Origin of the sequence: Streptococcus sp. 1559 (assembly GCF_013276735.1) — a bacterium.
Taxonomy (GTDB): domain Bacteria; phylum Bacillota; class Bacilli; order Lactobacillales; family Streptococcaceae; genus Streptococcus; species Streptococcus pseudopneumoniae.
The window spans coordinates 1-14376 of the sequence record NZ_VMLO01000039.1 but is presented as its reverse complement, the minus strand read 5'-3'; the positions used below and the strand labels follow the sequence as shown (position 1 = coordinate 14376).

Genomic DNA, 14376 nt, shown 5'->3' with positions numbered 1-14376 from the left:
ATTCGCTAATTGTTTTTTAAGGCGATTGATTTTTACTTCCGTCGCATCAATCATTACCGTATCCTCAGAACTGAGAGGAGTTCTTGAAATCGTAAAACCACTTTGAACAAGAGTTACTTCAACCCATTGATTCCGATGGGTTAAGTTGCTTTCGTGGATACCAAAATCAGCCGCAATTTGTTCATAAGTGCGGTATTCTCGCACATATTGAAGAGTGGCCATCAGAAGGTCTTCTAGGCTTAATTTAGGTTTTTATCCATCTTTTGCGTGTTTAATTTTTAATACGGCTAACATCTCTTCAAAAGTCGTGCGCTGAACAGCAACAAGGAGCTTAAATCGTGTATCAGTTAGTTGTTTACTTGCTTCATAATTTTATTGTATCATATTTTTGTTTCACAGGAAGTCTAATCTAATGGAATAGGAGGCAGTAAGATGGAAACTATCATAGCTTGTACTCATAAACTACTCAAAACGATATATGAAGTCTTATATCTCCATAAAAATACATAATTTCACAGTGTTTTTTTAATGCTGACGATATTACAGGAATAAATGAAATTGCAAAATAAATGATAACTGAAATAAAGTATACTGGCAAAATTCCAATTAAGTCTGCTAGATAACTAAATGAAACTAGCGCTACAGCATACATTAGTTGCATTAAAACACTTCTGGCAGCAAAAGCTCTTGCCAATATACTAGGATCAACTTTTTCTTGAATAATTGATTCTTGAATTATATTTCTAATTTGTGCAGGGGGGCCGACTAGAAAAGAAATAATAATTGTTATGATAGGGCTTCTATTAACAGTGTAAAATAGTGTGAGTAGTGTAACAAGAAGTGATGATATAAACAAAAATTTTCCTGGAAAATGTTGAAGTTTATGAGAGTATTTTGTTATTACCCCTCCTCCAACTATAATCCCTAAGAAGTATGCTGAACCCTGGTATCCCCACCAAGTTTCACTTGTTAAAAGGATAGTGGTTGTAAATGCTAGGAGGTATGAAGATGTCCAAATCACATTTGCAAAATTTTCAATAATATCCATAATAGTTATATCCCTGATGACAGGATTATCCCTTATAGGTATGAGACCTTCAAAAATTTGATATACATATGAACTTTTGGAAGAGTTTGGTTTATGTTGATTCTTTTCAACGTGAATATAAAAACTTAGAACTGAGGAGAGCAAGAAACACAAAGATATACAATATAATGAATATTGCAAACCTAGTAACGTAGACAATGGAATTGCAAGTGCCCAGCCTGCTGTTTGAACGGATTGACGAATGCTTAGGGTGAGACCGTTTGCTTTTACTATCGCATCATTATCAACTATACTAGGAACAATAGCTAGACGTGCAGGAGTATAAAAACTATTGGTGATGCTTATTAAAAAGACTGTGGAATAGGTTATTATAATACTATCATTAAATGAACTGATAATGGTATAAGACAGAGTAACTAGCCCACCAATCAGATTAGTAAACGACAATACATTTTTATGTGAAATTTTGTCTAAAAAAATAGGTCCAATCAAACCTCCTATAACTGCTGAAATAGTTCCTATTATCAAAACAAATGTTGATTCACTGATAGAATTACTTTGTGAATAAACCTTTGAGATGATTGTTACACTGAAAAAAATATTTGCAATCAAGTTAAAAATTTGATTGCAAAGTAAGTATTTAAAATTATTATTGCTTATCTTAACTCATTCCTTTTGCAAATAAATATTGATTAGTATAGCAAAAAAATATATTTTACGCAATTACTATGCTCTCGTGTTGATATACCATACATATGAAAGCTTCTACCTTTCCTTTTGTATATCTATCTAATTTTAGCCATATTGCTTGAGAATTCCATAACCTTTCTTGCAAAATCATAGTTTTAGGTGGTGACTAAAATAGATAGAAATATAATATTGCTTACGGTAGGAATTATGGTATCTCTTGGGAACAGTGATCTCTCTAAACATGTAAAGTCTGATTTTATTAATTAAGGAGGTACATTTATCGTATGGTTTTATAATCACTCTATGAGGGACAGGGGAATCACTTGCTGATTCCTCCTAATTTCTAGCTGGACGGTATTGATCGGACTCTTTATAAGCTCTAAGGTTGCATGGGAAGAGCTCCTCCAACTTAAATCAGCGTAATGGGATAATACAGAATGGTCCATTTTTCTAATAAGTATAGTTGAGTCGGATGAAGATATGCTATATTGACTTTCATTTCTTTCTCCTCAAGGGAATTCGATACTCACTTCTGTTTGCCTTTAAATCGCCATTGGAAGCGGAGCTTGTCATAAAAGGGAAACTCGATAAACAAGACTCCCAAACCCAGACAGAGACTGGCAAGAACGTCTGATGGGTAATGAACTCCCACCCAAAAAGAGACAGTAGTTCATACTACTATTACTCTATTTTCATTGCTTTCACAATTGCTAAGGCAGTCAATACAAAAATAAAAAGTGGAAGCACTGTGATTTTTAGGTTTGTAGCACTCGCTAAGGCAACGATGAGCATGCTAAGAATTCCTGGTACAACAACATTGAATACTCCAAGCACTGACTGGATGGTTCCCATGACTTCTTCTGGAACCATCGAGAATACAAGGTTGAAAATCCGAGGCCCCATCATTCCTACTGCAACTGCGCATAAGAAGACAACTACCAATAAAAGGAGGAAATGATTGATCAACCAAGAAAAGAGAATACAGAGATGCATAATTTCTTCAAAGTAGACAATCATTTTTATGGGAATATTTTTTAGGATACCTCCACTCAAAAAACTTCCCACAATCGTTCCTGAAAAAATAACCACTGACAATGCTGCAATGGATTTCCCAGTGTCAAAGAAGATAAATGGATGATGAATCAACATCAAAGTCGTTAAAGGGGTAATAATGCTTAAAATCACTTGGTTCATAGCTGCAATGAATATTAATTTGATGATGGTTGGAAAACTTGACAATATCTTCATAGAATAGAGGAAATGCTCTCCAAAAGATTTTGCGGTTAATCTTTTACTAACCTCCATCTGTCCCTCAATATCTCTCAAAGAAGTACGAATAAACACCACACCCAACAGTGCAAAAAGAAAGGTCAAAGCATTCAAACCCACAAACATCTGAAGACTGATGACCCCAATCAAAACTCCACCTGTAAGGTTGCTAAGAATATTAACTACACCAGCAGTTGCCTGTCTAAACCCCATAGCATCTGTCATATCATCTCCTATAATCCTCACATACAAAGGAGAAATCATAGCACCTGCAAAATAACTCATGGTATCTGATAAAAGATTGATGCCACAAATAAGAAAAACCATCCCCATAGAAAAGTTCTTATCCGTTACAAACAGTGTCAATAGAGTATAAAGCAGAAACTTACTTGCCAATATAGCAATATATTTTGCAACACGATTTTTTTGAAAATCGGCAATAACGCCTGTGAACAACTGAGAAATCTGCGGCAAAGTCTCCGAAACTGTTATACAAAGAACAGCTAATGAAGCAAATTTATATCCCGATACATAAGAAATAAATGAAATATAAAACAGCGTATCACCAAATGACGAAACCCATTGATTAATTAGCAACATCCGGTAATTTTTATTGGTCAGAAAAGTATTCATTGGATTGCCTCCTTCTTCAGCTCAAAAGGAAATTGAAATCCTAACAACGCCCAATATATCCCCAAAGCTCCAATACCAAAATCAAAAACTATTGATGATATTCTAATACATCAATTTTGGTTTGTCAATAATTTTTATGGTGTTTTTTTATTTTTTTTGAAATATGAATTTAAGTTATCTAAAAATACAAATCTTTTTCTTAATCTTCACTTTCCAATAATTTCATTTCCTTCTCAATTTCTAGCATCATTCTCTGGTTCTCTTCGTGCTTGTAAAGCTGATAAGATACTTGATAAAAACCTAGTATCCTATCCCTTTCAGCAAAGCTCTCGCTTATATTTCCCAATAAACAATACAAATCTGCTAATCGATAACTACTATTATATCTTTTACAAATAGCTATCGTTTCTGTAATTTCTGCTATAGCTTCAGATGTTCGTTCATTCAACCACAAATATCTACAATAGTTATATCGGAATTTAATCATCAATTCTAACTGTTCCAAATGATGAACAGATAGTGACTGGAGGTTCTCTTTTAAAAGTTGATAGAGTTCCTGATATGTGTCTTCCTGCCCCATATCAAAATAAAAATTAGCCAAGGTATTTCCCAGTTGTAGATAGTAAAAATCAGATTTTTTCAGAGATAACAGTATTTTTTCCAGTTTCGCAACTGCCCCTGTTTGATGATTTAAATAACAGAATTGAACTAATGTATCAATCCAGTCCAAATAAATCTGGTCTTTAGCAGATAGACGAGTACGTTTAGATTTTTCCAGTTCATAGATGTAATGGAGAGATTCATATTCCCTCTCATCCAAAAATTTCTTAGATAATTCTTTAAACTTATCAATATTTTCTAAACTAGAAACCTCAGTATCTTCAAAGAAATAATCCATGCTCACCTTCAATCGCTTAGATAGTTGAAAGAGTAATTCTGACCCAGGTGAATATTTACCTTGCTCCATACGGCTAATCTGCCCTTGCTCACAAATCCCCTCAGCTAATTCTTTTTGAGATAATTTTAATTCCTTTCTTTTATTTTTTAATCGTGTCGCTAATAGCATACCCACACTTTCTTCCTCCTTGCTTTATTTATTAAAATATATCAAACACCAAAACATGTTTCAAGTATATATTTCATATGGTTCTATTTGTATTTGTACAATTTTTTATCTTTTCCATCACTTCTGCTTGCCTTTAAATCGCCATTGGAAGCGGATCTTGTCATAGAAGGGAAATTCGATAAACAGGACTCCCAAACCCAGACAGAGACTGGCAAGAACGTCTGATGGATAATGAACTCCCAGATATACCCTTGATACCAGCACACTAACTAGGTAGAGGCCAAGGACGATTTGTACAATTTTTCTCCAGACTGGATTTTTAATTCGTTGACTGAGAATGACAATCAGAGTACCTACCATCAAAGTTACAGCCAGAGAATGCCCACTTGGGAAGGAAAATCCCTTCTCCTCCACAAGATGTAAGATAGCTGGTCGTGGGCGCTGGTAGATATTTTTAAAGGTCACGATTAAAAGACCCGCTAAAGCCAAATTCCCCAGCATGAAGAAACTTTCTATCTTCCATCGCTTACGATAAAAGACAAAAGCTGTAATAACAACCCAAGTGATAATCACTGGGATATCAATCAAGCGTGTGATGGCTTTGAAAAGAATAGTCAAGTAATCTGGCAAATCTCCTCGAACTACCGTTTGAATCAATTGGTCAAAACCGACCAGCGTTTCAGGGTAAAATTTGACCATGTAGCCAAGAATAACGAAAAGTAAAAGGGCAAAACTGCCCTTCATTAAAAATGTTTGTTTATCTTTCATAGTGTTTTAAGGTTGGTTTCAAAAGGACGTACAACAACCAGAATGAAACGGAAAAGATTACACCCTCAATCAAGTTAAAAGGTAATACCATGGTCATTAGGTAGTTGGAAAGTCCCAAAATTTTTCCAATATCAAAGTTAGCAAACTTAGCGTACAAAGGAACAGCATAAACATAGTTGAGAACCAACATGGCAAAGGTTAAACCAATAGTTCCAGCTAGAGAGCCTAGTAGGAAACGAAGGGTTGTCCGTTCCTTTTTCCAAATCAAAGCAAATACGATGACAAAAACTCCCAAAGCTACGATATTCATCGGCAAACCAATGTAAGTATTCACTCCTTGGCTGTTAAGAAGCAATTTCAAGAGTGAGCGAAGCAAGAGCACTCCTAGAGCAGCAGGCAAATCCATGACCACCAGACCCACAAGGACTGGCAAGATACTAAATTCGATCTTGAGGAAGGATGCCGCTGGCAAGAGCGGAAAGTCAAAGTACATCAGCACAAATGAGATGGCTGATAAGATCGCAATGGTCGAAAGTCGACGTGTGTTTGTCATAACAGGTTCCTCCAATTTTCTATAAAATCAGAAGAAGTTAGAAAGGATTCCTCTATCTATTCTCACTTTTTATATCCCAAAAGTTCCCTCTCACTCTATTAAGGAAATTCAAGCAAGCGGTTACAGTTTAGCTATAAATCTATCAGAACAGACAAAGCTATTCTTTCGTCTTCTCCCATCCAGACTATACTGTCGGTTGTGGAATCTCACCACATCAGCTTGCGCTCGCGGACTTATTTGGCTAAGATATTTTAGATTTATCTAGGCGTCGCAGTCGAAGATAATACTTAAAGTATATCGAGACAAGACAACGACGAGAAAGCTAAAATAGCTAGTCAAATTTACCGCCGGTCGGGAATCACACCCTGCCCTGAAGACTCTTTTATCATAACAAAAAACGCTTGCAAGCGCAAGCATTTTGTTCATTTTCATTTTTTATTTCAATTTATCTGCTTCATAGGTATGAACGAGCTCAAGACCTGCAAAGTGCTGCTGGCGGAGGGCTTCGTAGACAATCATGCAGACGGTATTAGACACATTGAGACTGCGGACATGTTCATCATTCATGGGAATACGGAGAGCCTTCTCAGGATGTTCTCGCATAAAGTCCTCAGGCAAGCCCTTGTCTTCACGTCCAAAGAGAAAATAATGGTCCTCGTCAGTCGATAAATCCACATCAGAATACACTTTCTCAGCAAATTTTGAGATCAGATAGAGTTTGCCCTTCATATGAGACATGAAATCCTCCAAACTCTCGTAAAAATAAATCTCTAGTTTATCCCAATAATCCAATCCAGCTCGCTTCATCTTGCGGTCGTCAATAGGAAAGCCCATTGGCTTGATGATGTGGAGGGGAGAATTGGTCGCAGCACAAGTACGCGCGATATTGCCTGTATTTTGTGGAATTTGTGGTTCAAATAATACAATGTGATTTGTCATGACTTGCTTCCTTTCACCATTGCAAAAAAATAGCCACACTGCCCGGAGTCAAGCTCAGCAAACAGCGTGGTTAAGGCATCGTTAACTTACCTCACAACAGGTTTGAAGTAAATCAGCGAAACTACTTTCTTAGTATAACACTTTCAGAATCATTGTCAATAGAAACGACTTGATTTTTTCAATTTTTTCAAGCTATTTCCAAGGATTGTAAAATCGTCCTTGATTCTGCAAGATAAGTAGTAAACTAGCTACTAAAAACAAGGCTGCCAAGAACAAGGTAAGATAGTCTCCTTTTTTCAAGGCCTGATAACTATACCAAGTGCGTTTTTTCTCTTTCCCAAAGCGCCGAAGCTCCATGGCAGTCGCGATGGTATCAATGCGTTCTAGCGAGCTAAAAATCAAGGGAGTAATAATGCGCAAATTGCCTTTGATTCGTTGCATAAGAGAAGCTTTCTTGGATAATTCCATCCCACGCGCCTCCTGAGACATTTTGATAGTAAAGAATTCTTCCTGCAAATCTGGAATATAGCGCAAGGTCAGACTGACTGAATAGGCAATCTTGTAAGGCACACCAATTTGATTTAAACTAGAAGCAAACTGACTAGGATGGGTTGTCATCAAAAAGATAATAGCCAGAGGAATGGTACAAAGGTACTTAATGGCCAGATTTAGCAGATAAAAGAGCTCCTGGCTGGTCAGAGTGTAGGCACCGATTCCCTGCCAAATCACACTTCTCTCTCCGTAAAGTCCAACCCCATACTCAGGAGAAAAGAGATAGACCATCAAAACGTTTAAAACGGCAAATACCGTCGCAAAAACGGCCACAAAGGAAACATCTTTAAAACGGATTTCTGACAAATAGAGGAGAAAGACCGAAAAGATGGCAATCAGAACAAGCAGTCTGGTATCATAGCTAATCATGGCCGCCAATGACACGAGGATGAAAAAGAGAAGTTTACCAGCTCCTGACAAGCGATGAATCACAGTATCTCTATGCTGGTAACCAATTAATTTAGCTTGCATCCTTCTCTCCTTTCTTTGTAAAATGCCGTTAAAGCAAGTGGATCCACGTCTAGTTTTTTAGCCAAGTTGAAGATTGAAGTTTCTTTTAGATTGGCTTTTACTAACAGCTCAGGATTGCTCAACAGACTAGCTGGATCAGTATCAGCAATCAGTTCTCCATCAACCATGACAAGGGCCCTGTCTGAATAATCCAGCATCAATTGCATATCATGCGTAATCATGACGATGGTATGACCTTTTTGATGCAACTCTTCGAGAAATTCCATAATCTCAGTATAGTTCTTCTGGTCTTGACCTGCTGTCGGTTCATCTAAGAGGATAATTTCAGCTCCTAAAACCAAAATCGAGGCAATAGTGACACGTTTTTTCTGACCAAATGACAGGGCAGAAATAGGCCAATTACGGAATTCATAGAGACCACAGATTTTCAAAGTTTCATAGACTCTCGTTTCAATTTCCTTCTCATCCACACCTCGCAAACGAAGTCCCAGAGCCACCTCATCAAAAATCATGTTAGTTGAAATCATTTGATTAGGATTTTGCAGCACATAGCCTACTCGTTCCGCCCGCTCTGCAACAGAATCTCCTTTTATATCCTGCCCTTCCCAAAGATAGCGACCTTCCGTCTGAATAAAGCTACTTAAGGCCTTGGCTAGAGTTGACTTCCCTGCTCCATTTTTCCCGACAATGGCAATCTTTTCACCCTTTTTAATATCCAAATGTAGGGATTTTAAAATCGGTCTATCATCATAAGAAAAAGAAACCTCCTCTAGTCTAAAAAGTGACTGCAAATCTGGCATCTCTTTTGCCAGTTCATTCTGCAACTGAACCTGACCTTTTGAGATAGACAAGTTATCCAGATCTGCTAACTGTTCTTCCTTGGCTAAATCCACACCCAATTGACGGAGAGTGGTGAGATAAAGGGGTTCGCGAATTCCATTTTGGGTCAACAAATCAGTCGCCAATAACTGATCAGGACTTCCATTAAAGAGGATACGGCCATCGTTTATCAAGACAATCCGATCCACAGGTCGATGCAGAACATCTTCCAAACGGTGCTCGATAATAAGGGTCGTCGTCCCCTCCTCCTTATGAATCTGATCAATCAATTCAATAATATCCTGACCTGACTTGGGATCCAGATTGGCGAGTGGCTCATCAAACAAGAGAATCGGACTTTCATCAATCAAGACACCGGCTAGACTAACTCGCTGCTTTTGTCCACCAGACAAGTCTTGAGGACGCTGAGCTAGTAAAGGGAGAAGGTCCAGCTTTTCAGCCCATTTATGAACACGACTTTTCATCTCTTCTAGACTTGTTACATCATTTTCTAGAGCAAAAGCCAAGTCCTCTGCCACAGATAAGCCGATAAACTGCCCATCTGTATCCTGCAAAACTGTGCTAACCAGATGAGACTTATCATAGATGCTCATATCAAAGGCTGTTTGACCCTTTATCAAAAATTCTCCATATGTCTGACCCTTGTAAATATTGGGAATAATCCCATTCAAACACTGACCCAAGGTAGATTTACCTGATCCAGATGGTCCAACAATTAAGACTTTCTCTCCCTTGTAAATGGTCAAGTCTATCCCTTGCAAGGTCGGTTCTTGTTGTGTTTCATACTGGAAAGAGAAATCCTTCCACTCAATTATAGCTTCTTTCATCTTACTCTCTTCATTCGCTTCTTCTACTCAATGAAAATCAAAGAGCAAACCAGGAAGCTAGCCGTAGGTTGCTCAAAACACTGTTTTGAGGTTGCAGATAGAGCTGACGCGGTTTGAATTTAATTTTCGCAGAGTATTAGACTTCTATTTTATCATAAATCTACCCCTTCTTGCAGACTCTTCTATTAAAAACTTAGCGCCAAAAAGATTCCTATCCTAGCTTACTTGCCTAACTAATCTATAAACATCGAAAAAGACTGGTTGCCCAGCCTTCTCCATCATTTTAGTCCTTTTTCAAACTTCCTGCACGAGTTTGAGTTCCTGCATAGGCAAGCAAGAGAAGAGTTCCTGCAATAGCTACAGATACACCATTAGCAATTCCCGCAACAATTCCTTGGGCAAATACTTTTTCTGCAGCTTCTTGATAAATCACAACATCTCCAAGTGGTGCCAAGACACCCCAAACAAGGGCATTTGCAAGTAGTTGAATGAGGTTAAAAATAAGAATATCTTTCCAGTCAAAGACACCATTGATCACGCGAACGTACTTTCTAAATAGCCCCACAGCTAGACCAAAGAGCCCACTAGCGATAATCCAAGTCCACCACAGACCGTAACCAGCAAGAGAGTCCTTGATTGCATGACCAATCAACCCGACAAGCAAACCGATAATCGGTCCAAAAATAATAGAAAGTAGCGCTTGTACCGCATACTGAAGCTGGATGCTTGTATTTGGAACAGGGGTCGGAATGTTGATCATCCCGATGACGACAAAGAGGGCAGCGCCAATTCCTACAGCAACAACTTGTTTAATTGATTGATTTTTCATCTATATTCTCCTATTTTATGATTCTATTTTCTTTATTTCAATGGTCCAAGATGAACCGACACCTACATTATAGGCCTTGGCAAAGGAACCTTGGTTGATAGCCAGACCTAAACGATAGAGAGAGTTGATGTAAAGGATGGGTTGCCCAATTCTCACATCTGCAAATGATTTGCCATAAACAACCTGATTTTGATAGACCAGCATATCAGCGTGATAGATGGTCACTTCAAAACGGTCACCAAATTCTGGTTCCAGTTTGTAAAATTCTTCTCGCGTAATAGAGGTCCAAAGCGAACCAAAACGCACATCCAGAATATCAATGGCTCCCTTCACCAGATGATCTTCACTAATGGTCTCTACGACTGGAAGTTCCACAATCTGATCCACACTGAGCTCTGGCCCCACTTCCTCAAAAGAAATGTGACCACTGGCCAGTTTAGCACCAGTATAGGCATAGACATCACGACCGTGGAAAGTATAAGAATGCTCTGTGTTTTGACGCCTATTAGCTACCTCAGAAATTTCACGAACGGCTACAATACCAACGTGTTTCTTGATAAAAGAAAGAGTCCCATTATCTGGCGTGACAATGTATTGATTGTTTGCAGTCTTGGCAACCACACTCTTACGTTTCGAGCCGACACCTGGATCGACAACCGATACAAAAGTCGTTCCCTCAGGCCAGTAATCCACCGTCTGAAAGAGACGGTAACTACCCTCAAAAATATTATAAGGTGTGATATCGTGCGTCAAGTGATGAATTTTTAAGGTTGGAGACTCTTCTAAAGCCACTCCAATCATAGCCGATACCGCACCATCAACCAGACCAAAGTCTGATTGTAATACCAGTAAATTATTATTCATTTTATCTCCTTGTATATCCTTTATCATACCATATTTCAGAGAAAGTCGCTAATAGCTATTTCAATTGCTTAGGGTATAGTTTTACCTTATAGCAGATTTCCGCTAAAAGTTCTCCCTTATTGGCTAGTAGGTGCATTTTTTTTGAAAAAGGATATGATAGTTACATCATGAAAAAGTAGGTTTTATTATGAAAATTATCCTTGTCGGAGGGGGAAAAGTTAGTTTTGCCCTCTGTCGCTCCTTGGTTGCAGAAAAGCATGATGTTTTGCTGATTGAGCAAGACGAAGCTGTTCTCAATCATATTGTCAGTCGCTTTGATATCATGGGTATCCTTGGTAACGGGGTCGATTTTGCCATTCTTGAGCAAGCCAGCGTCCAAGATTGTGATATCTTTATCACCCTGACTGAGTACGATGAAGTCAACATGATTGCAGCTGTTCTAGCCAAAAAAATGGGAGCTAAAGAGACCATCGTTCGGGTGCGGAACCCTGAATATTCTAACTCCTATTTCAAAGAAAAGAATATTCTCGGTTTTTCTCTTATCGTTAACCCTGAGCTCTTGGCTGCCCGCGCTATCGCCAACATCATTGACTTCCCCAACGCTCTATCTGTCGAACGTTTCTTTGGTGGACGGGTCAGCTTGATGGAATTCACTGTTAAATCCTCCAGTAGTCTTTGCCAAATGCCCATTTCTGATTTTCGGAAAAAAATTTGGCAATGTCATTGTCGTGCGATAGAAAGAGATCATCAAATTATCATTCCAAGCGGTAACATGACTGTACAGGATAAAGATAGAATCTTTGTCACTGGTAACCGTGTTGATATGATGCTCTTCCATAATTATTTCAAGTCTCGTGCCGTGAAGGGTCTTCTTATTGTTGGAGCTGGTAGAATTGCCTATTATCTACTAGGTATCCTCAAAGATAGTCGTATTGATACTAAGATTATTGAAATCAATCCTGAAATCGCTATTTTCTTTAGCGAGAAATTCCCAAATCTCTACATCGTTCAAGGAGATGGTACCGCAAAAGATATCCTGCTGGAAGAAAGCGCCCAACACTATGATGCCGTTGCGACTCTAACAGGAGTCGATGAGGAAAATCTGATTACCTCTATGTTCCTCGACAGGGTAGGTGTACAGAAAAATATTACCAAGGTCAATCGGACCAGTCTCCTCGAGATTATCAATGCGCCTGATTTTTCAAGTATCATCACACCTAAAAGTATCGCTGTAGATACGATTATGCATTTTATTCGTGGTCGTGTTAATGCCCAGTATTCAGACCTTCAAGCCATGCACCATCTAGCCAATGGCCAAATCGAAACCCTGCAATTCCATATCAAGGAAGCCAATAAAATGACTGCCAAACCTCTTTCTCAACTGAAACTGAAAAAAGGGGTTCTTATTGCAGCCATCATTCGAAAGGGCAAGACTATTTTCCCAACTGGGGAGGATATGTTGGAAGTCGGAGACAAGCTCCTAGTAACAACCTTGTTGCCAAACATCACCAAGATTTATGACTTAATTGCGAGGTAAGAAATGAATAAAAGTATGATTCGTTACCTCCTTTCAAAGTTACTTTTGATTGAAGCTGTTCTCCTCTTGGTTCCTGTGTCTGTTGCTATCTATTACCGTGAATCGAGCCAAGTCTTTACAGCCCTCTTTACAACGATTGGGATTCTCGTATTACTAGGCGGTTCAGGAATTTTACAAAAGCCAAAAAATCAACGGATTTATGCCAAGGAGGGAATCTTGATTGTGGCCCTCTGTTGGATCCTTTGGTCTTTCTTTGGCGGTCTCCCCTTTGTTTTTACTGGGCAAATTCCCAGCGTTATTGATGCCTTTTTTGAAATCAGTTCTGGCTTTACAACTACTGGAGCAAGTATTTTGAATGACGTTTCGGTTCTCAGTCGTTCCCTCCTCTTCTGGCGAAGTTTTACCCACTTGATTGGAGGGATGGGAGTGCTTGTTTTTGCACTTGCTATTATGGACAATGCCAAAAATAGTCACCTAGAAGTGATGAAGGCTGAGGTTCCTGGCCCTGTTTTTGGCAAGGTTGTATCCAAACTCAAAAATACTGCCCAGATTCTCTATCTTCTTTATCTAGCTCTCTTTTCCCTCTTTGTCATCATCTATTATTTAGCTGGTATGCCCCTATTTGATAGTTTTGTCATTGCCATGGGAACAGCAGGTACAGGAGGCTTTACCGTCTATAACGACGGAATTGCCCACTATGGTAGCTCACTGATTACCTATCTGGTTAGTATCGGAGTTTTGGTTTTTGGGGTAAATTTCAATCTCTACTACTACCTTATGCTCCGTCGTGTCAAAGCCTTCTTTGGAGATGAAGAACTTCGAGCTTACTTGGTCATTGTACTGCTTTCTACAGGCTTGATTAGCCTCAACACCCTCTACCTCTACCCAGAGTTTTCAAAGAGCTTTGAAATGGCCTTCTTCCAGGTTTCCAACATCATTACAACAACTGGTTTTGGTTACGGAGATATTACCAACTGGCCCCTCTTCTCCCAGTTTATCCTCCTCTTCCTCATGGCAATCGGTGGTTCTGCTGGTTCAACTGCAGGTGGACTCAAGGTTATTCGAGGCCTTATCCTTTCAAAAATTGCCAAAAATCAAATTTTGTCCATTCTATCTCCCCACCGTGTTTTGACTCTCCATGTGAATCAAACGGTGATTGATAAGGATACCCAGCATAAAATTCTCAAGTATGGTAGATTGAAACTAGAATAGTACATCTGGACTTCTAAAACATTGTTAGAAATCGATTTGACTGTCCCGATTGATTTGTCCTATTCTTATTTCATTTTATTATATCTTTAAATCCCGATCAGACATTTCAGTACCTGACTTATCCTCAATGAAAATCTCTTCAAACTGCGTCAGATCTATCTGCCCGACTTTATCACTTAATTTTCCGCCGACCTTACTTAATCCCTTGGTACATCTGGATTTTCCGACTATTTTTCAACTTTTTGTTTGTTGTATATACTTATGTATGCTATAATAGA

At 38.6% G+C, this 14376-nt stretch carries 11 protein-coding genes, 3 pseudogenes and 1 riboswitch; of the genes and pseudogenes, 2 read left to right on the top strand and 12 right to left on the bottom strand.

The window, feature by feature from the left end; genetic code table 11:
• The 12 genes and pseudogenes from HT688_RS06315 to HT688_RS06260 form a co-directional block, all read right to left on the bottom strand.
• A pseudogene (locus HT688_RS06315) lies at positions 1–372 on the bottom strand (transposase family protein); the annotation flags it as partial.
• Positions 373–466: 94 nt separating this feature from the next.
• A complete protein-coding gene (locus HT688_RS06310; RefSeq protein WP_172921869.1) occupies positions 467–1669 on the bottom strand; it encodes an MFS transporter in 1203 nt (400 codons plus the stop codon).
• 595 nt (positions 1670–2264) lie between these two features.
• Positions 2265–2393 (bottom strand): annotated as a pseudogene (locus HT688_RS06305) (phosphatase PAP2 family protein); the annotation flags it as partial.
• A 26-nt stretch (positions 2394–2419) separates the two neighbouring features.
• On the bottom strand, positions 2420–3640 hold the full coding sequence (locus HT688_RS06300; protein ID WP_001091363.1) for an MFS transporter: 1221 nt from the start codon (positions 3638–3640) through the stop codon (positions 2420–2422).
• A gap of 199 nt (positions 3641–3839) precedes the next feature.
• Complete coding sequence (locus tag HT688_RS06295) at positions 3840–4712, bottom strand: helix-turn-helix domain-containing protein (RefSeq protein WP_000525619.1); 873 nt, start codon at positions 4710–4712, stop codon at positions 3840–3842.
• A 111-nt stretch (positions 4713–4823) separates the two neighbouring features.
• On the bottom strand, positions 4824–5474 hold the full coding sequence (locus HT688_RS06290; protein ID WP_000653436.1) for a phosphatase PAP2 family protein: 651 nt from the start codon (positions 5472–5474) through the stop codon (positions 4824–4826).
• Positions 5464–6027: an ECF transporter S component gene (locus HT688_RS06285; RefSeq protein ID WP_000185825.1), complete on the bottom strand. Its 564-nt coding sequence runs from the start codon at positions 6025–6027 to the stop codon at positions 5464–5466. The genes HT688_RS06290 and HT688_RS06285 overlap by 11 nt, the downstream gene beginning before the upstream one ends.
• A 163-nt stretch (positions 6028–6190) precedes the next feature.
• Positions 6191–6409, bottom strand: a riboswitch (FMN riboswitch).
• 53 nt (positions 6410–6462) lie between these two features.
• On the bottom strand, positions 6463–6966 hold the full coding sequence (locus HT688_RS06280; RefSeq protein WP_000181376.1) for a tRNA (cytidine(34)-2'-O)-methyltransferase: 504 nt from the start codon (positions 6964–6966) through the stop codon (positions 6463–6465).
• Positions 6967–7158: 192 nt separating this feature from the next.
• The gene (locus tag HT688_RS06275) at positions 7159–7989 is read right to left on the bottom strand and encodes an energy-coupling factor transporter transmembrane component T family protein (RefSeq protein ID WP_001148088.1); all 831 of its coding nucleotides are present in this window, start codon (positions 7987–7989) and stop codon (positions 7159–7161) included.
• Positions 7974–9656 (bottom strand): ABC transporter ATP-binding protein, encoded by a 1683-nt coding sequence (locus HT688_RS06270; protein WP_000656513.1) that lies wholly within the window; start codon positions 9654–9656, stop codon positions 7974–7976. The genes HT688_RS06275 and HT688_RS06270 overlap by 16 nt, the downstream gene beginning before the upstream one ends.
• A gap of 283 nt (positions 9657–9939) precedes the next feature.
• The gene (locus tag HT688_RS06265) at positions 9940–10485 is read right to left on the bottom strand and encodes an ECF-type riboflavin transporter substrate-binding protein (protein WP_000795930.1); all 546 of its coding nucleotides are present in this window, start codon (positions 10483–10485) and stop codon (positions 9940–9942) included.
• 15 nt (positions 10486–10500) lie between these two features.
• Positions 10501–11349 carry an SAM hydrolase/SAM-dependent halogenase family protein gene (locus HT688_RS06260; protein WP_001063603.1) on the bottom strand — a complete coding sequence of 283 codons (849 nt, stop codon included), beginning with the start codon at positions 11347–11349 and terminating at the stop codon, positions 10501–10503.
• A gap of 187 nt (positions 11350–11536) precedes the next feature.
• On the opposite strand from HT688_RS06260, the gene trkA reads away from it, so the two are divergent.
• The gene (gene trkA, locus HT688_RS06255) at positions 11537–12886 is read left to right on the top strand and encodes a Trk system potassium transporter TrkA (protein ID WP_172923658.1); all 1350 of its coding nucleotides are present in this window, start codon (positions 11537–11539) and stop codon (positions 12884–12886) included.
• 3 nt (positions 12887–12889) lie between these two features.
• Positions 12890–14077 (top strand): annotated as a pseudogene (locus HT688_RS06250) (TrkH family potassium uptake protein); the annotation flags it as partial.
• Positions 14078–14376: the final 299 nt, after the last annotated feature.

What these genes read in the sequence shown, in the direction of transcription:
- HT688_RS06290 (WP_000653436.1), bottom strand. Translation starts at nt 5,474, where the DNA reads ATGAAAGATAAACAAACATTTTTAATGAAGGGCAGTTTTGCCCTTTTA.
- HT688_RS06285 (WP_000185825.1), bottom strand. Translation starts at nt 6,027, where the DNA reads ATGACAAACACACGTCGACTTTCGACCATTGCGATCTTATCAGCCATC.
- trkA (WP_172923658.1), top strand. Translation starts at nt 11,537, where the DNA reads ATGAAAATTATCCTTGTCGGAGGGGGAAAAGTTAGTTTTGCCCTCTGT.
- HT688_RS06265 (WP_000795930.1), bottom strand. Translation starts at nt 10,485, where the DNA reads ATGAAAAATCAATCAATTAAACAAGTTGTTGCTGTAGGAATTGGCGCT.
- HT688_RS06275 (WP_001148088.1), bottom strand. Translation starts at nt 7,989, where the DNA reads ATGCAAGCTAAATTAATTGGTTACCAGCATAGAGATACTGTGATTCAT.
- HT688_RS06300 (WP_001091363.1), bottom strand. Translation starts at nt 3,640, where the DNA reads ATGAATACTTTTCTGACCAATAAAAATTACCGGATGTTGCTAATTAAT.
- HT688_RS06270 (WP_000656513.1), bottom strand. Translation starts at nt 9,656, where the DNA reads ATGAAAGAAGCTATAATTGAGTGGAAGGATTTCTCTTTCCAGTATGAA.
- HT688_RS06280 (WP_000181376.1), bottom strand. Translation starts at nt 6,966, where the DNA reads ATGACAAATCACATTGTATTATTTGAACCACAAATTCCACAAAATACA.
- HT688_RS06260 (WP_001063603.1), bottom strand. Translation starts at nt 11,349, where the DNA reads ATGAATAATAATTTACTGGTATTACAATCAGACTTTGGTCTGGTTGAT.